The organism is Mesorhizobium sp. M0296, assembly GCF_040321675.1.
In the GTDB taxonomy this organism is placed as follows: Bacteria; Pseudomonadota; Alphaproteobacteria; order Rhizobiales; family Rhizobiaceae; genus Mesorhizobium.
The window spans coordinates 196,193-213,949 of the sequence record NZ_JAMYRZ010000005.1 but is presented as its reverse complement, the minus strand read 5'-3'; the positions used below and the strand labels follow the sequence as shown (position 1 = coordinate 213,949).

At 61.4% G+C, this 17,757-nt stretch carries 20 protein-coding genes and 2 pseudogenes; 13 read left to right on the top strand and 9 right to left on the bottom strand.

All coding sequences use genetic code 11. From position 1 onward, the window contains the following. Window positions 1–31 precede the first annotated feature (31 nt). From NKI97_RS07965 to NKI97_RS35465, 6 genes and pseudogenes are all read left to right on the top strand, one after another. On the top strand, window positions 32–1,219 hold the full coding sequence (locus tag NKI97_RS07965) for an amino acid ABC transporter permease (protein WP_352745340.1): 1,188 nt from the start codon (window positions 32–34) through the stop codon (window positions 1,217–1,219). Window positions 1,220–1,237: 18 nt separating this feature from the next. Further along, complete coding sequence (locus NKI97_RS07960; RefSeq protein WP_502907081.1) at window positions 1,238–2,362, top strand: amino acid ABC transporter permease; 1,125 nt, start codon at window positions 1,238–1,240, stop codon at window positions 2,360–2,362. Window positions 2,363–2,425: 63 nt separating this feature from the next. After that, a pseudogene (locus NKI97_RS07955) lies at window positions 2,426–3,152 on the top strand (amino acid ABC transporter ATP-binding protein). Between the two features lie 62 nt (window positions 3,153–3,214). Further along, window positions 3,215–4,447 (top strand): MalY/PatB family protein, encoded by a 1,233-nt coding sequence (locus NKI97_RS07950; protein WP_352833413.1) that lies wholly within the window; start codon window positions 3,215–3,217, stop codon window positions 4,445–4,447. Between the two features lie 134 nt (window positions 4,448–4,581). Further along, entirely contained in the window at window positions 4,582–5,037 is a 456-nt protein-coding gene (locus tag NKI97_RS35470) for an aspartate/glutamate racemase family protein (RefSeq protein ID WP_502901497.1), read from the top strand. Window positions 5,038–5,054: 17 nt separating this feature from the next. After that, window positions 5,055–5,324 (top strand): 3-methyl-2-oxobutanoate hydroxymethyltransferase, encoded by a 270-nt coding sequence (locus NKI97_RS35465; RefSeq protein ID WP_502901496.1) that lies wholly within the window; start codon window positions 5,055–5,057, stop codon window positions 5,322–5,324. A 187-nt stretch (window positions 5,325–5,511) separates the two neighbouring features. Here the strand turns inward: NKI97_RS35465 and NKI97_RS07940 are convergent, their stop codons facing one another. Together NKI97_RS07940 and NKI97_RS07935 are read right to left on the bottom strand one after the other, a co-directional pair. After that, window positions 5,512–5,934: a RidA family protein gene (locus NKI97_RS07940; RefSeq protein WP_352833460.1), complete on the bottom strand. Its 423-nt coding sequence runs from the start codon at window positions 5,932–5,934 to the stop codon at window positions 5,512–5,514. 59 nt (window positions 5,935–5,993) lie between these two features. Beyond that, the gene (locus NKI97_RS07935; protein ID WP_352833411.1) at window positions 5,994–6,842 is read right to left on the bottom strand and encodes an SDR family oxidoreductase; all 849 of its coding nucleotides are present in this window, start codon (window positions 6,840–6,842) and stop codon (window positions 5,994–5,996) included. A 97-nt stretch (window positions 6,843–6,939) separates the two neighbouring features. Between NKI97_RS07935 and NKI97_RS07930 the strand changes: the two genes are divergently transcribed. The 3 genes from NKI97_RS07930 to NKI97_RS07920 all read left to right on the top strand — a co-directional run bounded on the left by NKI97_RS07930 (window position 6,940) and on the right by NKI97_RS07920 (window position 8,871). Then, on the top strand, window positions 6,940–7,842 hold the full coding sequence (locus tag NKI97_RS07930) for a LysR family transcriptional regulator (RefSeq protein ID WP_352833457.1): 903 nt from the start codon (window positions 6,940–6,942) through the stop codon (window positions 7,840–7,842). A 288-nt stretch (window positions 7,843–8,130) separates the two neighbouring features. Further along, on the top strand, window positions 8,131–8,430 hold the full coding sequence (locus tag NKI97_RS07925) for a type II toxin-antitoxin system Phd/YefM family antitoxin (RefSeq protein WP_352678672.1): 300 nt from the start codon (window positions 8,131–8,133) through the stop codon (window positions 8,428–8,430). Between the two features lie 9 nt (window positions 8,431–8,439). Beyond that, window positions 8,440–8,871, top strand: coding sequence for a plasmid maintenance toxin (PemK-like) (locus NKI97_RS07920; RefSeq protein WP_352451699.1), 432 nt, complete (start codon window positions 8,440–8,442; stop codon window positions 8,869–8,871). A 179-nt stretch (window positions 8,872–9,050) separates the two neighbouring features. Here NKI97_RS07920 and NKI97_RS07915 read toward each other — a convergent pair whose 3' ends face one another. After that, complete coding sequence (locus NKI97_RS07915; RefSeq protein WP_352451700.1) at window positions 9,051–9,233, bottom strand: hypothetical protein; 183 nt, start codon at window positions 9,231–9,233, stop codon at window positions 9,051–9,053. Here NKI97_RS07915 and NKI97_RS07910 point away from each other — a divergent pair. Then, the gene (locus NKI97_RS07910; protein WP_352451701.1) at window positions 9,233–9,382 is read left to right on the top strand and encodes a hypothetical protein; all 150 of its coding nucleotides are present in this window, start codon (window positions 9,233–9,235) and stop codon (window positions 9,380–9,382) included. The genes NKI97_RS07915 and NKI97_RS07910 overlap by 1 nt on opposite strands. A 631-nt stretch (window positions 9,383–10,013) precedes the next feature. On the opposite strand, the gene NKI97_RS07905 is transcribed toward NKI97_RS07910, so the two are convergent. The 3 genes from NKI97_RS07905 to NKI97_RS07895 are packed head-to-tail and all read right to left on the bottom strand — an operon-like array spanning window position 10,014 to window position 13,109. Beyond that, on the bottom strand, window positions 10,014–10,886 hold the full coding sequence (locus NKI97_RS07905; RefSeq protein WP_352451702.1) for a carbohydrate ABC transporter permease: 873 nt from the start codon (window positions 10,884–10,886) through the stop codon (window positions 10,014–10,016). Beyond that, window positions 10,883–11,773: a carbohydrate ABC transporter permease gene (locus NKI97_RS07900; protein ID WP_352833408.1), complete on the bottom strand. Its 891-nt coding sequence runs from the start codon at window positions 11,771–11,773 to the stop codon at window positions 10,883–10,885. Before NKI97_RS07900 ends, NKI97_RS07905 begins: the two co-directional genes overlap by 4 nt. 43 nt (window positions 11,774–11,816) lie before the next feature. Further along, the gene (locus tag NKI97_RS07895; protein ID WP_352833405.1) at window positions 11,817–13,109 is read right to left on the bottom strand and encodes an ABC transporter substrate-binding protein; all 1,293 of its coding nucleotides are present in this window, start codon (window positions 13,107–13,109) and stop codon (window positions 11,817–11,819) included. Window positions 13,110–13,557: 448 nt separating this feature from the next. Here NKI97_RS07895 and NKI97_RS07890 point away from each other — a divergent pair, with 448 nt between their 5' ends. The 3 genes from NKI97_RS07890 to NKI97_RS07880 are packed head-to-tail and all read left to right on the top strand — an operon-like array spanning window position 13,558 to window position 16,028. After that, entirely contained in the window at window positions 13,558–14,433 is an 876-nt protein-coding gene (locus tag NKI97_RS07890; RefSeq protein ID WP_352833402.1) for an ROK family protein, read from the top strand. Continuing rightward, window positions 14,430–15,200, top strand: coding sequence for a GntR family transcriptional regulator (locus NKI97_RS07885; protein ID WP_352833400.1), 771 nt, complete (start codon window positions 14,430–14,432; stop codon window positions 15,198–15,200). Before NKI97_RS07890 ends, NKI97_RS07885 begins: the two co-directional genes overlap by 4 nt. Before the next feature lie 36 nt (window positions 15,201–15,236). Continuing rightward, window positions 15,237–16,028, top strand: a complete 792-nt coding sequence (locus tag NKI97_RS07880) for a sugar isomerase domain-containing protein (RefSeq protein WP_023722251.1) — start codon at window positions 15,237–15,239, stop codon at window positions 16,026–16,028. 24 nt (window positions 16,029–16,052) lie between these two features. Here the strand turns inward: NKI97_RS07880 and NKI97_RS07875 are convergent. The 3 genes and pseudogenes from NKI97_RS07875 to NKI97_RS07865 form a co-directional block, all read right to left on the bottom strand. Further along, window positions 16,053–16,800: pseudogene (locus tag NKI97_RS07875) on the bottom strand (IS5 family transposase). A gap of 75 nt (window positions 16,801–16,875) precedes the next feature. After that, a complete protein-coding gene (locus NKI97_RS07870; protein ID WP_352451707.1) occupies window positions 16,876–17,304 on the bottom strand; it encodes a type II toxin-antitoxin system VapC family toxin in 429 nt (142 codons plus the stop codon). Further along, window positions 17,304–17,549, bottom strand: a complete 246-nt coding sequence (locus NKI97_RS07865) for a type II toxin-antitoxin system VapB family antitoxin (protein ID WP_352745369.1) — start codon at window positions 17,547–17,549, stop codon at window positions 17,304–17,306. Before NKI97_RS07865 ends, NKI97_RS07870 begins: the two co-directional genes overlap by 1 nt. Between the last annotated feature and the right edge of the window lie 208 nt (window positions 17,550–17,757).

The following is a 17,757-nucleotide window of genomic DNA, read 5'->3' as shown; positions in this document are numbered from 1 at the left end:
CGCCTCGCACAGATCCCGATAGGAACAGGCCATGTCCGATTTGTCGCTTCCAGCGCCCTCGCGCAGGAGCCTATCGCTGCACGATACGAAAGTGCGCGGCGTTTTCTACCAGCTCTTGCTCGCAGGTTGCCTGTTGGCTTTGGCCCTGGGCATCGGCATGCAGACCGCATCGAATATGCGGGTCCGGGGGATTCCGCTCTCATTCGATTTTTGGGGTGAGGCTGCCGGCTTCGACATCAATCAAACCCTGATACCGTATGATGCACTATCCACCTACGGTCAGGCGTTCTGGGTGGGAGTGGTCAATACCCTCTACGTCAGCTTCCTCGCAATCTTGCTGGCCACCTTGCTTGGCTTCGCCATCGGCGTTGCCCGCCTGTCACCGAACTGGATCGTTTCGAAGGTGGCGACCGCCTATGTCGAGCTTGTGCGCAACGTCCCGTTGTTGCTGCAGTTGCTGTTCTGGTACAATGCCGTCCTCAAGCCGTTGCCTTCCCCGAAGGCGTCCATCGCCATCCCCGGCCGCATCTACCTCAACAATCGCGGCCTTATCATTCCGGAGATCCAGTGGCATCCGGGGGCGGGGCTTGTGGGCCTGGCATTGGTAGCGGCCGTTTTCTGCTGCATTGCATTCTGGTTCCGCGCCAAGAGTGTCCAGAAACGAACTGGCAAGCAGTTGCCGGTGCTTTTGGTCAGTTTGGCGACCTTGATAGGATTTCCGCTGATCGTGTTCCTGGCGGCTGGCGAGCCGGTCTCGTTTATCGCGCCGCAGCTGCGGGGTTTCAATTTTCAAGGCGGGCATCAGCTCTATCCAGAGTTTGCCGCTCTCCTGATCGGTCTATCGGTCTATACCGCATCTTACATCGCCGAGATCGTCCGGAGTGGAATCCAGGCAGTGCCAAAGGGCCAGAGCGAGGCTGCATATGCGCTGGGGCTGGCGCCGGGCAAGACGCTTCGCCTTGTCGTTGTTCCGCAGGCGCTGCGTATTATCATCCCGCCTTTGACAAGCCAGTATCTCAATCTAATCAAGAACTCGTCGCTTGCGGTGTTCATCGGCTATCCCGACCTCGTTCAGATCTTTGCCGGGACGGTACTCAACCAGACCGGCGCCGCCGTCCAGGTCATGGCGATCACCTTGTCCGTCTATCTCGTTATCTCCCTTGCCACGTCGTTGGCCATGAACGCGTGTAACCGACATTTTGCGATCGTCGAGAGGTGACGCATGAGCGATCAGTCCATGCATTCGCCAGTTGTCAGCAGCGCGCCCATACCAGCGATGGCGCCCCCCGCTGACGTTTGGCCGGGTCCAGTGACCTGGATGAAAAAGAATCTGTTTTCGACGCCGTCTTCAGGCGCGCTGACAATATGCTTTCTCCTCTTCGCCGTGTGGCTGCTGCCTCACTTTCTGAGCTTTGCGATCTTGGACGCGGTCTGGAGCGGCGGTCGCGAGGCTTGCCGCACGAACAGCCAAGGAGCTTGCTGGCCTTTCATTGCCGAGAAGTTCGACTACCTGCGATACGGCGCGTACCCGGCTTCCGAGCGGTGGCGCGTTGATCTCGCACAGGCTATCGGCGCCATCCTCATCGTTTGGCTCCTGTGGACGAAGGCTCCGCGGCGCAAAGTGGCGGCGTTGCTATTCTTCCTTGTCTACCCCGTTGCCGCGTTCGTTCTCGTGCGCGGGGTCGCCTGGCTCCATTTGTCTGTCATCGATACGACGCTCTGGGGCGGTCTCCTGATCACGCTGCTGATGTCGATTGTGGGCATCGTCTTCTCGCTTCCGATCGGGGTTATCCTGGCGCTTGGACGCAGGTCCGAACTCCCTTTCGTCAAGGCGGTTTGCGTCACATTCATCGAAGTCGTCCGGGGGGTGCCGTTTATCACGGTATTGTTCATGGCGAACTTCATGATGCCGCTCTTCGTCCCGGACTATCTGACGCCTGATCGTCTCCTGCGCCCGCTCATGGCGATAGCGCTGTTCTCGTCCGCCTATATGGCCGAAGTTGTGAGGGCCGGCCTTCAGGCGATCCCGAAGGCCCAATACGAGGCGGCGAAGGCGCTTGGGATCAGCTACTTCGACATAATGCGCCTGATCGTCCTCCCCCAGGCGTTGACGATCGTCATACCGAGCATCGTCTCCACCTTCATCGGTCTGTTCAAAGACACGACTCTGGTCGCCATCATCGGCATCGCGGATTTCCTGAAAGCCATCGAAACGGCGCGCGTCGATCCGAACTGGGCAGGCCCGACGATCTCATCAACCGGCTACCTCTTTGCGGGACTGGTCTACTGGGGCTTTTGCTTCGGCATGTCCCGTTACTCGCAATCGATGGAGCGCCAATTGGCGCGCGGCCACAAATCTTAGGACGCGACGATGATGCCACAAGCAATGTACGCATCGACGAAGGGACAGCCCTTCAACAAGGCGATGGCCATTGAACTGCGTGACGTCAACAAATGGTTCGGTTCATACCATGCGCTCAGGAACATCAACCTGTCGGTGCCTCAGGGGCAGCGCATTGTGATCTGCGGCCCCTCGGGGTCGGGCAAATCGACGATGATCCGGTGCGTCAACCATCTCGAGGAGCATCAGTCGGGCGAGATCATCGTCGACGGCAAAGCGGTAACCGGGGATCTGCGCAAGATCGATGAAGTCCGCAGCAATGTCGGGATGGTTTTCCAGCACTTCAATCTGTTTCCCCCTCACGGTGCTTGAGAATTGCACGCTTGCGTCTGTTTGGGTGAGGAAGATGCCGCGGACGGCAGCTGAGGAATTGGCGCGCCATTATCTGGAGCGCGGCAGAATTGAGGAAAAGGCGGACAGCTACCCGGGTCAGCTGTCGGGTGGCCAGCAGCAACGTGCTGCAATTGCTCGGGCCCTCTGCGTGAATCCCAAAATCATGCTCTTCGATGAGCCGACCTCTGCCCTCGACCCCGAGATGGTCAAGGAGGTGCTCGATACGATGGTGTCGCTTGCTGACGAAGGCATGACGATGCTGTGCGTGACGCATGAGATGGGCTTTGCGCGGGAGGTGGCCGATCGCGTGGTGTTCATGGACCGCGGGGAGATCGTCGAGACCAACACGCCCCATCAGTTCTTCACCAACTCACGATCAGAGAGGGCGCGGCAGTTTCTGGCGCAGATCCACAAATAGAGACGTCCGCGGAGGCAAAGCGGCCGTATCCGTGGCAACAGATTTTTTCAGGTGATTATCAAATGGCTTGTGCAGACACGCCCGCATCGGCGCTTGGGCAACGGGATATCCCGGGGATAGATTTCGACCAAATCCACGACCGCCAGCAATTCGGATCCGTCAAATGGGCCAACCAGTGGGACGAGTTCTCTCCGCAGGTCGAGGGCCAGGACCTGCTGTCCCTATGGACGGCAGATATGGATTTCCGTGCTCCGGAAACCGTCATCGCGCGGCTGCGCCAGGCCGCGGATCATGGCATTTACGGCTACACACGCCGCGATCCGCGCCACTATGAGATCGTGCAATCGTGGTTCTCACGCCGGCACAACTGGTCGCCGATGCTGGAGACCCTGCTCCCCGCGCCGGCGATCATGCCGTCGGTCGCTGCGATACTGCGAACCTTTACGAAGCCTGGTGACGGCGTCATCGTTCAGTCACCCGTGTACTCGCCCTATTTCGAAGTGGTTCAGGGAAATGGGCGGATTCTGCTCACGAACCGGCTGAGGCTGCAAAACAACAGGTATGAACTCGATCTGGAAGACTTCGAGAAACTGGCGGCCGGCGGCGCCAAGGTGTTCCTGCTGTGCAATCCTCACAATCCTGCCGGAATGGCCTGGACACTCGAAGAATTGACAGCGCTGAACGACATTTGTGAGCGCCATGGGATTTTGGTCATATCCGACGACATTCACTGCGACATAAGGTTGTCGGACCGCCCGCACATCGTCTTCTCCTCCATCTCGGACGATGCCGCGGAGAAGTCGTTCATCTGCACCGCTCCGACGAAGACTTTCAACCTCGCCGGGGTGCCTTCGGCAACCATTGCGGTGGCGAGCAAAAAGCGCCGCGAGCAGCTTCTTGCCGCGATGCAGGCCTCATTCATGGTGAATGCAAACTTTTTCGGCCGCCTGGCTCTGGAGGTTGCCTACAGCACCGGCGCGCCCTGGCTCGATCAACTCTCAGGCTACATCGCCAGCAACATCGATCTGGTTTGCGAATTCGCCGGTAAACATCTCCCAGGCATCACGCCCATGCGGCCCGACGCGTCGTTTCTGGTGTGGTTGGACGCGCGCACACTCGATTGCAAAGTGGGTGGAATTCAGAAGTTCTTTGTCGATCAGGCCGGGGTCAATCTGTATGACGGCCGCGTCTATGGGCCTGGCGGCGAAGGTTTCATCCGCCTGAATGTCGGCTGCCCGCGTCCTCTGCTACGCCGAGGGCTGGAGCGGATGTCCAGCGCGCTGGCATCCTTGTGACTGAGCGGAACCAAGCCAGGATGCCCCGAATGCGAATTGCCATCATCAATCCCAACACGACCGCTTCGATGACCAGGGGGATCGTCGCAGCCGCCATGGCGGTGGCAGGCCCAGGGACGAGATAGTGGGCATGCATGCCAACGGCTGGACCTGAAGCGATCGAAGGGCCATTTGACGGTGCACTCTCCGTACCGGGCCTGCTCAAGCAGGTGGTCGCGGCGGAAATGGACAATGTCGACGCCATATATTGGCTGCTTAGACGATACGGGTCTCGACGCGGCAAGGGCCATCGCTACCAAGCCCGTCATCGGTATAGGCAAGGCTTCGCTTCATCCGTCAGCCTTGTCGCTCACAGCTTCTGTGTCGTGGCCACTCTGTCGCGTTCCGCGCCACTGATTGAAGACAACATTCGCCGTTACGGGTTCTCCCATCGCTTCCGGCGCGTGCTTGCCTCCGACATCCCGGTCCTCGAGTTGGAGAGATCTGAAAGTGGTGCCTCCGAACGAATTTCGGAGCTCATACGCGAAGGTGGAGGCATAGGCTGCTTTGGCGCCGAGCTGGAGGTGGTCTCCGACCGGTCGCCGAACTGATCACCTGGAATACACCGATGATCATGCTCGGCATGAGCGCCGGCCCAAATGCCGACGCGCAGTATTTGTTCAGCGAGGACGTGCTTGGCCACACCGCTGGCCACAGGCTGCGCCACGCCAAGACCTACCGCAACTTCGCCGCCGAATATGAGCGGCTGCAACGCGAGCGTATTGCCGCCTATCGCGAGCTCATATCCGACGTGCAGACGGGCGCTTTTCCCGAGCCGCAGCACGTGGTCCCGATCACAGATGAAGAGTTCTCGATCTTCAGCACCGCTCTCGAATAGAAAGCCAAGATACACAACAGGCTGCGAGATTCCCTTGCGGTACGCTGACCAAACGAACCTAATCTGTTCGGTCAGTTCACGACCTCGGTTCTCGCAGGTGGAGGTCAGCTATCTCCGCTCCGGACACAAAAGCTGACAGGCTGCCTTCGTGACCCAAATAGCCAATACAGAACTGCAGGGCGAGCGATCAGCGCTTGTCCGTCGGCTGGCTGCTCGTCGTCGAAGGGATGCGGGCGATGACCTTGATCTCGAAATCGAAGCCCGCAAGCCAATTGACGCCCACTGCGGTCCAGTTCGGGTAGGGAGGTGCACCGATTTCTTCCGCTCGGACGGCCAGAACTGTCTCGATCTGTTCGTCCGGGTTAGTGTGGAACGTTGTGACGTCGACGAGGTCGTCGAAGCTGCACCCGGCGGCCGCCAAGACCGCGCGCAGATTGGCGAAGGCCCGTCGAACCTGATCCTCGAATACGGGCTCAGGCGAGCCGTCCTCACGGCTCCCGACCTGACCCGACACGAAGAGAAGATCGCCGGACCGAATGGCTGCGGAATAGCGGTGGATATCGTATAACGCGTGCCGGTTGGCCGGGTAGACGGCGTCACGTGTAGGCATCTCATGTTCCTTTCTGTCTTGATAAGAGGTGGGCACGAGCAGCGGGCCGGAGCCGGGGGTCACAGCCGCGCCAACTCCTCGTCTGTGAAATCCGCCGCAACCGCGATGTCATTCTGCCGGTCGAGCTCCTCGATGCGTCCGCCGAGTGCCTTGCGGATGCCGGCATAGGCCTCGGCACCGAGCACCAGCCGTTTCGGGAGCGGACCATCCTGATCGGCAAGCCTGATCATTGCGTCCGTCATGCGGTCGGGGTCGCCCTTGATCACCCATGAGACACCCAGCGCCTCGCGGATCTGACCGGCGGGTGTTCCCTCATAGGCCGCGAGCGGCTTGGTCCGCGCGAGATTGCCGCCGAACCCGGTCCGCGCCGGCCCGGGTTCCACAAGGCTGAATTCGATGCCGAAGGGAGCAGCCTCCTGCGCCACGGACTCGACGAACCCCTCGATACCCCACTTGGTCGCGTGATAGAGGCTGAAAGCCGGATAGGCGATCTGGCCTCCCTCGCTCGATACCTGTAGAATCCGACCACCACCCTGGCTGCGCAGATGCGGCAACGCCGCCTGGATGAGCGTGATCGAGCCGATGAGATTGGTGTCGATGATGTCCCGAACCTGCACATCGCCAGCCTCTTCAGCCGCGCCGAGCAGGCCATAGCCAGCATTGCTGACGACGATGTCGATCCGAGCGGATGCCGCGAAGGCCCGGTCGACCGCGGCGCGGACCGAGCTCTGGTCCTTGAGGTCCATTACGACGATGCGGAGCCGTTCGGGGTAACTTGCACGCAGGTCGGGAAGTGCGTCCTCGCTGCGGCTGGCACCGACGACGCGGTCTCCCCTGATCAGGGTCTTCTCCGCCAGCAGCCGGCCTAGACCGGAAGACACACCCGTTATGAGCCAGGTCTTTTCCATTTCTCATTTCTCCAATTGATCTCAGCAGGAGATAGGGCAATCGCATTGCGCGCATTAGCCGTTGAAATCGGCATGGGATAATGCAAAATCCCCATCAATGCCCCGCCCGTCGCTCAACGATCTCACCGCCTTCGTCGCCGTTGCCACACACCGCAGCTTCCGCCGCGCAGCGGACGACATCGGCACGGCACCTTCCACATTGAGCCATGCGATGCGTGCGCTCGAGGAACGCATGGGCGTGCGACTTCTGAACCGCACCACACGCAGCGTCTCGCCGACAGAAGCCGGGTTCCGGTTGCTCGACCGTCTTCAGCCGGCGCTCGCCTCGCTGGACGAGGCGCTCGACAGCGTCGCGGGGTTCCGGGGCAATGTCGCAGGAACGGTCCGCCTCAATGCACCGCGATTGGTGGCCGGGCTTCTCGTTCGCGCGGTTCTTCCGCGGATGGCGGAGCGCCATCCGAACGTGACCGTGGACATCGTCGTCGAGGGACGGCTCATCGATATCGTGTCCAGCGGGTTCGATGCCGGCGTGCGCCTCATCACATCAATTCCCAAAGACATGACCGCCGTGCCGTTTGCACGCGCGTTGACGTTCATCTGTATCGCGTCGCCCGCCTATCTCGATCGCTTCGGGGCGCCGGGAACGCCCGAGGAATTGCAACGCCACCATTGCATCGGCCACCGTATGCCCAGCGGCAAGCTCTATAGATGGGAGTTCGAACGCGCAGGCCAGGAACTGGTGATCGGGGCAAACGGCCCCATCGTCCTTGATGACGAGGAACTGATGGTCGAAGCCGCAATAGAGGGTCTGGGCATCGCCTATGTGGCGGATTGGGCCGCCGAAGCGGCGTTGTCCGATGGCCGGCTGCGCAAGGTCCTGACCGCGTGGACGCCAGCACCGGAAGAAGTTGCGGTCTACTACCCCGGACATCGAGCCGTGCCGCCCGCCCTGCGGGCTTTTCTCGATGTTGTAAAGGACCTGCTGAAGAAAGAACCCTAACCAGATCAACGAAGCCGACGCCCTCGCGCGGAACAGCCGCTCTCCGGACAAAGCTGCCCTCGCCACCGGTTCCTTGGCCATGCGCGTCTGAAGTTAGTCCGTGCGTCTGAGCTGGGCTGTGTGGGCGCCTACCCACTGCGTTAGACATGGCGCAGGAAAGGACGCCTTTGACACTAACTCCTTGGCCGCTAATCAGGCGGTGACTGGCTGCATCAGTTCGAAGATGTTGCCCGACATTTGCGGAAAGCCCGGAAAGCCCGTATATTCCGGAATAAAGGAGTCTCGCCGATGAGCACCACCGTCACCGCCGCCGCCGTCTCGAAAAATTTTGGCGCCTATCAGGATGCCGCGGTCCGCGACCCGGTAATCATCACCAAGAACGGTCGCCCGCGCACGGTGCTGCTGGCCTATGAGGATTTTGTCCGGCTGTCGAAGCGCGACCGGCGGGTCGATCTGACAGCGGAGCTCGGCTCGGACGAGATCGCCGCGGTCGAAGCCTCTGAAATGGAGCCGGATCTCGACCATCTCAACGACGAGCTCTCTGGGTCAAAACCCTCGGGTCGAAACCCCACGGGGCAAAAGGCCTGACGGCAAAAAATGCTACCGGCTGAAATCAAGGTCGGCTACGTCTTCCGTTACTCCTACCTCTGGCATTGGCAACACCGCGAAGGCCGCGAGGAAGGCGAAAAGGACCGGCCCTGCCTGGTGCTCGCGCTGGTCGCCATGCAGGAGGACGGCTCGCCGGTCGTCCGGGTCCTGCCGATCACTCATACGCCGCCGTCCGATCCCGATGATGCCATCGAGATTCCGGCTGCGGTCAAGCTGCGTTTGCGCCTTGACGGTGAGCGGTCGTGGATCGTTTTGACGGAAAGTAACCGGTTCGCCTGGCCGGGGCCTGACATCCGGCCGCTGGAGACGGAGAGCGGCTACTACGGGCCGCTGCCACCGGCGTTGTTTGCCGCGGTCAAGCGCCGGTTTGTCGCCATCGCGACAGGCCAGGCGCATACGAGCACGTCGCGTACGGCGTGACGTCGGCAGGTGCTGCGGCATGCCGAGCAGCGTGAGGCAATGGCAGTCTCCATCAGGGCATCTTCCAGGCAGGTTGAGGCCTCACCGTCGATATCCATCTGCACCAGCGCGAACCGGTCGTCCGACGCCCGCAGCCAGCCGCCCTCCAGCAGCGACGCATCGCGTAGCTTCGGCTGACGCTACGCCGGTGAGCGCGGTCCGCGTTGGGGGAGCACGTCGCGTTCGGTTTCGACGCCGTCATTCGCCCAGCGCACCGACAAGTCACGATCGCCGAGGTTGATCTGGGCCGGCACCACCAGCGGCATGACCGGTCCGGTTAGCCGCATCAGATGGGGAGGCTGGCCGAGCGCCGAGCGATTCAATGAAAATCGATGCGCTTTTGATAGTCTGCCGGATCGGGCAGGGGCATGCGCTCGGTCGAGCGATAGACGGCGTCCTCATGCGGGTCGTCCACCTCGACAGGCTTGTCGAGCGGCCGATGATCGCCAGGCGGGGCGAAGCGAACAGCTGAAGATCGCGGTCCTGCTCTGACCCAGCTCGCGTCGCATGAGTTCGAGCAACTATTCGAGCGAGAGCTTCTCGCGGGAGCGCAAATTCCTCGATCGGGGCTAGCTTCCCGAGATGAGGCAGGTCACCGCCCGCATCGGGCGATGCCGCCAGATCGGTGTAGATGCCGGCGATGATACGTTAGAGCTCGACCATCGGCTGGGTCAGCACGTCCTTCCCGCGATAGTCGTCGAAGGGTGGGGGATCACATTCTTGCTCACTGGAACAGCGCCTCCCTTACCGCCTGCTCGGCAAGCAGGACGCACTGCGTCGAAAAGGTGCGGTACGAAAATATTCGCCAGATCTGACGAGACGGTCCGACTCCGGTTAAACGCAGCGTCCAATCACTACCTTCCCGTGACCTTCCGAACGTCTGCAAACGAGCAGGGCCGCGCCGCTTTTCTGGCAGCTGTGAAAACGGCCTGGGGCGGGTACCAAGCGTGAGATTCACTAGTTGCAGCTAACACGGTGGAGGCATTCGCGGCCAGTTTACTGATGAACTGATGGCTCTCAGAACGCGGTCATCTGCTTAGCTCCGTTCAGCGCACCAGCGCGTCCCGATGACAGCCACACGGATTCCGGCAGTGCCGCCGACGCTATCCCTTGACCGCCGAGCCGACGATCGAATCCACAAAGAAGCGCTGCAGGAAGACGAAGAGCACCAGTGGCGGAAGCACGGCAAGCGTCGCGCCAGCCATCACCAGTCCCGTGTTGAGAGCGCCTCGATTGTAGCTGAGCAGGCGACTAAGGCTGATGACGATCGGATATTCGTGTGCATTGCCCTGTAGAACGGTCAGCGGCCAGAGATAGCTATTCCAGTGATAGACGAAGGCAAACAGCGCCAGTGCCGCGATTGCCGGCGCCACGCTCGGCGCGACGATCTTGAACAGGATCAGGAGTTCCGACGCCCCATCCATTCGCGCTGCGTCGATCAGATCGTCGGGCACGCCGGCTATGAACTGGCGCATCAGGAAAATGCCGAACGCATTGGCGAGATTTGGCACGATAATACCGGCAAGGCTGGCGTTCAGGCCGATTGATCCGACGAGACGGTAAAGCGGGATCAGCGTGACGATCGGCGGCAGGAACATGGTGGCGATCAGCACCGAAAACAGCAGTGAGCGGCCGGGAAAGTGATGCTTGGCGAAGGCGTAGCCAGCCATCATGCTGGTGACCAGAATGCCGGCGGTGGTGATCGTGGCGATCACGAGCGAATTCCACATCGAGCGGCCGACATTGATGACGCCGGACACTTTCTCATACGCTTCGAGGCTCGGCGTGCGCGGTATCCACACCGGCGGCACCTGCATGGTTTCGGCCGGCGTTTTCAGGCTGGAGAGCACCATCCACAACAGCGGGAAGGCGGACGCCACGGCAACCACCAGCATCAGCGTGGCGAGCAGCGCTCTGCGGCCCGCCAGGCGTTTGCGCGCCAACTGGCTCGATGCTGAGCGGCCCGGCGCGCTCATTCGTCATCCTTCCGGTTGGCGAATGCAAACAGCGCACACACAATGACGATCAGCGCCAGCATCAGCATCACTGCCATGGCCGAGCCCAGCCCGCCTTGTGCCCGCTCGATGCCGACTCGGCGGATATGGTAGGTCAGCACGTTGGTCGAGCCGACCGGCCCGCCTTGGGTGATCAGCGCCACCGGCTCGAACACCTGCACGGCATTGATGATGGCAACGACGGCGCTGAACAAGAGCGTGCGGCTCAATAGCGGCAAGGTGATGAAGCGGAACTGTTCGCGCCGGTTGGCGCCGTCAAGCGTCGCCGCCTCGTAAAGACTGCCTGGGATCTGGGTCAGCCCGGCAACGGCCAGCACCGTAAAATAGCCGATCTGCTGCCAGACATTGAGGACGACGATCGAGATCAACGCCGATCTTGGCGAGGACAACCAGAGTTGCGGGCCGATGCCGGCGAGACCGAGCACCTGGTTGAGCGGCCCCTCGCTCGGCGAATAGAGCTTCGACCAGACCAGCGTCACGGCGATCATCGGCACCATGTAGGTGGAAAACAACACGGTCCGCAGCGCCGTGCCGCCTGCGACATCGCGCTGGTGGACCATCAAGCCGAACACTACCGAAAGGGGCAGGATGAGCATCACCGACAATGCCGTGTAGATGGCGGTGTTGAGCAGCGCTCGCTTGAAATCCCGCCCGACCGAGGTCGGCCCGAATATTTCGCGAAAATTGTCGAAGCCGATGAAGCTCGCATTGGAAAAAGGCGTCTGCGTCGACCAGTCCTGGAATGACAGCCACATGGTGAGCAGCATCGGCAGCAGGATGAAAACGCCGATCAGTGTCACGGCGGGCGCCAGCATGATGCCCGCCGAGGCACGATAGGTCTTGATCATCGCTCTGCTTCCAAAGCGTCGGGCTCTCGAAACAGCGCCTTCGCTATTTGGCGGCACGCTCCAGGATCGAGACGGCATCGGCCTGCGCGTTCGCCTGCGCATCCTTGGCCGAGAGCTGCCCATACTGCAACGCCTCGAGCGTCTGCTGCAGCGATTCGCTGAACTCCTGGCCGCCCGGGACGACAGGGAAGGGCTTGGCGTCGGCAAGCACGCTGACATAGCCGGACAGGAACTCGGAGCCGAGCTTGTCCTTATGGGCTTCGATGTCGGAGGTCCGCGTCGGCAAGATGCCCATCGACATCAGAATATCCGACATTGCCGATGCGCCGTTCTTGCCGGACTTCGGATTGTTCAGCCATACCAGGAAATCCCATGCCGCTTTTTGTTCGGCCTGACCGGCATTGGCGTTGACGACGGTCATCCATGAATAGGAGATCGAGTGCGGCTTGTCGCCGCTCGGACCGACCGGGATGGGTGCGGTGGCGATATTGGAGAACTTGTCGCCCATGCCGCTCTTCAATGCGCTTTCCCACCAGTTGGCCATGATGATCATGCCGGTCTTGTCGGAGACGAAATTGTCTAGGAAGGGGCCGGTTGTGTTGGCGTCGGCCGTGGCCATCGCCGGATCGCTGGCGCCGGACTTGATCAGGTCCTCGTAAAGCTGGAAAGTCTCACCGGCTTGAGGACTGTCGAGCATCGGTTTGCCGTCCTTGACCAGCTCGCCGCCATTGGAGACCAGCAGCGAGGCGAAGGGATGGACGACGCCCGCCGCCCAGGAATTGATCATGCCGAAGCCTTGCTGGCCGGCATCTTTCCTGGTCAGCTTCTGGGCCGCATCCTTCAATTCGGACCAGGTCTTCGGCGCGGCTGTGATGCCTGCCCGTTTGAACAGCTCCTTGTTGTAGTTCAGCGCATAGACGTCGATCTCGTTTGGAATGCCGTAAAGCGTGGCGCCAACAGAGGCCGCACTGACGACACCGGCCGGCCACGCACTCTTGACCTGGCCGGCAACCGCATCGGGGGCCGGCGCGACCAGCTTGTCTCGCGCCAGTTCGGGCAGCCACAAATCATAGATGCCGCCGATCGTCGGCCCGTCCGAACTGCCGCCCTGGGAACGCAGTGTCGTCAGGAGATCGCCGAAGGGAACGGCGCGTACGGTGACGGTCACATCCGGATTGCTCTTGGCGTAGTCCTTGGCCGCGGCGTCCAGCAAAGCGACCGTTTCGGGCGACCAGTGGGTCAGATAGGAGATGTTGACCGATTGGGCCCAACCAATGGTGGGCGAGGCCACCAACCCTGCAGCCAATACCAGTTTCGAAATCCAAGCCAAAGACATCCGACCCTCCGCATAGCCACACAGCGATGTCCATGACGTTATGACAACTTGAAGCAACGATGCAAGCGCTATCTTCGTGGAGAGCTCCTGCCGGTGTTGCGACGTTTTCTCACTGCGATCCACAAAGCATGCTATATTACATCGTAAAAACAAGGCAATTAGCTGATACAGTTCGAGCTGATTCTCCGCTGCCGGCCATGCCCGAACATACTGCAAGGCACTTGCGGTCGAAGTAATGTCGTTATAATGACACTGAGCCGCTGCAAAGGACGCCGATGTCGAATGGGAGACGGAGCATGGTTCATCGACACGCTGCGCTCAGCCCGATCGGCTTTGGCGCCGCGTGCACCGGGGTCTGTACGGCACTGCCGACCAGAGCCGACGACACCGTGGCGTCGTGGAGCTGGCGCTCCGAGGACCGGGCGGTGGCCAGTCGGAGCCGCTCTCGATGACACGCGTTCTCGCCATTGATCTCGGCGGCACCAATTTGCGCGCCGCAATCCATACCGGCGATGTTCGCTGGCTGGAGATGCTTAGCCGCGAGCCTGCGCCGGCAAGCCTTGATGCCTTCGTCGCCCGAATCGGTGCCTTGCGCGCCGAGGCCGGTCCGGTCGAGGCACTTGGCTTGGCGGTGCCGGGGCTTGTCGAGGGCTCGGTCTGCCGCTGGATTCCGAACCTGCCCTATCTCGACGGCATCGACATCGTGGCCTTGTTTCCTCGTCTGCGCGTTGCCGTTGGCAATGACGCGCAGGTCGCCATGCTGGCCGAAGCGGTCGAAGGTGCCGCAAAAGGCCTGTCCGATGCCATCCTGCTGGCGATCGGCACCGGTATCGGCTCCGCCGTTCTGGCCAATAACCACATCGTCGCCGGCGCACGTGGCGGCGCCTGCTCATTCGGCTGGGCCTGCGCCGAGATCGAGGATGAAGGTGAGGACCGCAGCGGCTGGCTGGAGCGCTTCGCCTCCGGCCGGGCGTTCGACGCCGCGGCGCGCCAGATCGGGCTGGCCAATGGCGGCAGGCTTGTCGAGGCCGCGCGGGCTGGCAACACGGCTGCACTTGACGCCTTGGAGCTGCCGGCGCGCCGGCTGGGCACTGCCCTTGCGGGTGCGGTCGCGTTGCTCGATCCGCAGGCGATCCTGATTTCCGGCGGCCTTGCCGATGCGCTGGACGTGGTAGGGCCGCCGCTGCTTTCGGCTTTGCAGCGTCATCTGCCGCCGCATCTGCGCGATGTCGTGCTGCGGTCCGGCGAATTCGGCTCCCGCGCCGGTCTCGTCGGCGCCTCGCTGGCCGGTCTCGCCGGAGCACAGTGGAGGCAGATAAGATGAGCCAAGTCAGCTTCCAGCTGCCCGACCGCCGAAGGCCCGAGCCGCTCTGGTATCAGGTGGAAGAGGCCATCCGCGCCATCGTCAAGAGTGGCGAGTGGGCGACTGGCGACCAGATTCCGGCCGAAGACAGGTTATGCGCCCTGTTCGGGGTGAGCCGCATCACGCTGCGCCACGCGCTGCGCAATCTGGAGGAGCACGGGCTGCTCAGGCGCGAACATGGCCGTGGCACCTTCGTGCGCTCCACCACGCTGGTCGCTGGCACCCGCGAACTCACCAGCTTCACGCAGGAAATGGGCAATATGGGCGTGGTCGCCGGCTCGCGCTTGCTCGACTGCAGCCTGACCACCGCCAATGCCGCTGCGGCCGGAGCGCTGGAGATCGAGGAGGGCGACCCGGTGGTGCGCATCCGGCGGCTCAGGCTCGGCAACAACGAACCGATCGGTATTCAGACTGCGCAACTCTCGGCCGCGCGCGTGCCCGGCTTTCTCGATGCCGGCCTGTTGCAGGGCTCGCTCTACGAAGCGTTGGAACGCCATTACGGCATCGTGCCGGTCGCGGCGCGCGAAAACTACCGTGTTGGCGCTGTCGGGGCGGCGGATGCCGAGTTGCTCGATCTGCCTGCGGGGAGTCCCGCTTTCGTGGTCGAGCGCATCACCACCGACGAGCGTGGCCCATTCGAATTCACCGTCTCGGTCATGCGTGGCGACCGCTATGAAATCCGCTCGACGCTGCGTGCCGGTCGCGCCGCGCCAACCGCAAGAGGCTGAGCCATACCCAAGCCGACCCATAACAGGAGTACCGACGTGTCCGATCTTTACATACCTCGCCTTGCCGCCCTCATCGAACAGGCCTCGAAAGCCAATGCCGAAGCCTTTGGCGAAGCGGCCAGCCGCTTTGCCGACACGCTCGAGAGCGGCGGGTTGGTTCATCTTTACGGCTCAGGCCACTCGGTGTTGCCGGTCCAGGAAGTGTTTCCGCGCTACGGCAGCTATGTCGGCTTCAATCCGCTGACCGACCCGCGTGTCATGTGGCATAACGTGCTCGGCGCCGGCGGCGTGCGCGAACTTCTGTGGCTGGAGCGGACCGAGAAATACGCCGAGAAATTCCTCGACCACCAGCCGCTGAACAAAGGCGATTCGATCATCATCTTTGGCCACAGCGGCCGCAATTCGTCCGGCATCGACACCGCGCTTTATGCGAAAAAACGCGGCATCTTCGTCGTTGCGATAACTAGCAAGAACAATCTCGACAAGCCGGCGACGCACTCTTCCGGCAAACGGCTTGCCGATGCCGCCGACCTTGTCATCGACACCTGCTCGCCGATCGAGGATGCCATCGTGCCGGTCGAGGGCTGGAGCCGCCCGGTCTCCGGTTCGTCGACCGTGCTTGCCATGATCCTGGCGCATGAGCTGATCGCCCGCACCGCCGAGGCGCTTTCGAAACGCGGCATCGAACTGCCGGTTTTTGCCTCGCCGACAATTGCCGGCGTCACGCTGCACGACACCGACGTCATCTATGGCGTCTATCGCGAGAAAATGCTCGAGGCACAGAAGAAGCACCTGCCGACCTTCCAGGCGACCATGCGCGGCGAATGACAACCGGGGAGGGCACGCAAAACGCTAGGACGTAGACTCATCACCGCGTAGCCAGATGCGAGTTGAGACGAGTTTCAGGGCAGCAAGGTAGTTTTCTGCCAGCTTGTCATATCGAGTTGCGATGCGACGGAACTGCTTGGCCTTGTTGAAGAAGCGTTCGACGAGGTTGCGGGCCTTGTAGAGGAAGGGGCAGAAGCACATCGGGTCCTTGCGGTTGGCCTTGGGCGGGATGTTGGCCCATGCCTTTTGCTCGGTGACGGCATTGCGCAAGGCCTTGGCATCATAGCCCTTGTCGGCGAGCAGCATGGCACGCTCGGGCAAATCCTTGATCAAGTCCGCTGCGTAGGCGATGTCACTCATTTGACCTGCCGTGAGCGTCAGCTTGATCGGCCTGCCTTCGGCGTCGACAAGAGCATGGATTTTGGTCGTCAGCCCACCTCGGGAACGACCGAGACAATAACCTCGATCCCCCTTTTTGCTGTCGCGCCTTGCTGATGGACGCGAACAATGGAGGTATCGATCATCTGCACCGTTGCATCATGGGCTTTGGTGATGCCATGCATGAGGCGGTCCCACACACCTGCTTTCCGCCATCGAACGAAGCGATTGTAGCAGGTGGTGCGTGGGCCGTATCGCCCCCTGGCAGATCGCGGCATGGCGCACCCGATCGCAGCACCCAGAAGATGCCGTCTGCCGCTGTGCCTGGACGGTGATCGTGCCGAAGAAAACCAGTGCTGCAGCGAACGTTCCTCGTAATATTGCGTTTAGCCATGAAAGACGACGATTCGCCCAAAGCATGCAAAAGGGGCCATCGGCTCTCGCGCCGCGATGCAAGGCCAGGAAAGCCTTACGCCAGATCAGTTTGTGAAAAGTCATTGCCCTTGTAAAGCAGGGCAAGCCGGTGAGCCTTCGCGCAAGCGTAGGCAAAACAATCGCCGAAATTGAGATCGGCTTTGTGCCCGACTGCTTTGCCGTATTTCATGCTGGCTTCGATCGCCCGGTCGCCGATGTCGCCGGATATCATGATTTCCTTGCCGGCGATCTCGATCAAAAAGGCGTCGACGGTATCACGGGCTTGCGCCAGCATGTCGGCCGTGGGCTTGGCGTTCTTTTTGATGGCTTCGGCCGATGCTCGCGCGAGACCCTGGACTGCCTCGAACCGGACGAGCGGGGAGATATACAGCGGCTTGGTCGCGGCCGCGAGCCGCTTTTCCAGTTCTTCCGCGCCAGGTTCCTCGTTCAGGATGGCAACGATCACCGAGGCATCGACGAACATCAGTCGTCGCCCCACATTTGGTCGGTGAATTTCTTCATATCGAAATCAGGGTTGGCCGGCCCGATCCGCCGCGCCATTTCCTTGACTTTGGCAAGTCTCTCGCGCAGCGGGACGCTGCCGCGGTTGCGCTCGATCTCGTGGCGCAAGGCGGTTCTGACGGCCTCGGTCTTGCTGCGCGCGTTGGTAATGTGCTGCAGCTCGACGGCCATGGCGTCGACGTCGGGATCGCGAATGAAGAGCGGCATTTGTATATCCTCCGAGTGATATATGTATATCACATCGGAGATATACTCGCCAGCGAATTCGCGAGCGGCGGTTTTGATAAGGAGGGGAGGGAGGAATGCATCTCGCGAAAATCCGTCGGGAGGTTCGGTTCTGGTGCTCAGTCCTTGGAATTGCTCGGCGTCTGAAACACGTCGCTCCGGCCATGTCATTGTCAACGCCCACATGCCC

Excerpts from the sequence above, each read along its gene's own strand:
- NKI97_RS07930 (WP_352833457.1), top strand. The coding sequence starts at position 6,940 with ATGCCCCGCCCGTCGCTCAACGATCTCACCGCCTTCGTCGCCGTTGCC.
- NKI97_RS07935 (WP_352833411.1), bottom strand. The coding sequence starts at position 6,842 with ATGGAAAAGACCTGGCTCATAACGGGTGTGTCTTCCGGTCTAGGCCGG.
- NKI97_RS07960 (WP_502907081.1), top strand. The coding sequence starts at position 1,238 with ATGCATTCGCCAGTTGTCAGCAGCGCGCCCATACCAGCGATGGCGCCC.
- NKI97_RS07940 (WP_352833460.1), bottom strand. The coding sequence starts at position 5,934 with ATGCCTACACGTGACGCCGTCTACCCGGCCAACCGGCACGCGTTATAC.
- NKI97_RS07905 (WP_352451702.1), bottom strand. The coding sequence starts at position 10,886 with ATGAGCGCGCCGGGCCGCTCAGCATCGAGCCAGTTGGCGCGCAAACGC.
- NKI97_RS35465 (WP_502901496.1), top strand. The coding sequence starts at position 5,055 with ATGATCATGCTCGGCATGAGCGCCGGCCCAAATGCCGACGCGCAGTAT.
- NKI97_RS07950 (WP_352833413.1), top strand. The coding sequence starts at position 3,215 with ATGGCTTGTGCAGACACGCCCGCATCGGCGCTTGGGCAACGGGATATC.
- NKI97_RS35470 (WP_502901497.1), top strand. The coding sequence starts at position 4,582 with ATGCCAACGGCTGGACCTGAAGCGATCGAAGGGCCATTTGACGGTGCA.
- NKI97_RS07895 (WP_352833405.1), bottom strand. The coding sequence starts at position 13,109 with ATGTCTTTGGCTTGGATTTCGAAACTGGTATTGGCTGCAGGGTTGGTG.
- NKI97_RS07885 (WP_352833400.1), top strand. The coding sequence starts at position 14,430 with ATGAGCCAAGTCAGCTTCCAGCTGCCCGACCGCCGAAGGCCCGAGCCG.
- NKI97_RS07910 (WP_352451701.1), top strand. The coding sequence starts at position 9,233 with ATGAAAATCGATGCGCTTTTGATAGTCTGCCGGATCGGGCAGGGGCAT.
- NKI97_RS07900 (WP_352833408.1), bottom strand. The coding sequence starts at position 11,773 with ATGATCAAGACCTATCGTGCCTCGGCGGGCATCATGCTGGCGCCCGCC.
- NKI97_RS07890 (WP_352833402.1), top strand. The coding sequence starts at position 13,558 with ATGACACGCGTTCTCGCCATTGATCTCGGCGGCACCAATTTGCGCGCC.
- NKI97_RS07965 (WP_352745340.1), top strand. The coding sequence starts at position 32 with ATGTCCGATTTGTCGCTTCCAGCGCCCTCGCGCAGGAGCCTATCGCTG.
- NKI97_RS07920 (WP_352451699.1), top strand. The coding sequence starts at position 8,440 with ATGCTACCGGCTGAAATCAAGGTCGGCTACGTCTTCCGTTACTCCTAC.
- NKI97_RS07865 (WP_352745369.1), bottom strand. The coding sequence starts at position 17,549 with ATGCCGCTCTTCATTCGCGATCCCGACGTCGACGCCATGGCCGTCGAG.
- NKI97_RS07870 (WP_352451707.1), bottom strand. The coding sequence starts at position 17,304 with ATGTTCGTCGATGCCTCGGTGATCGTTGCCATCCTGAACGAGGAACCT.
- NKI97_RS07925 (WP_352678672.1), top strand. The coding sequence starts at position 8,131 with ATGAGCACCACCGTCACCGCCGCCGCCGTCTCGAAAAATTTTGGCGCC.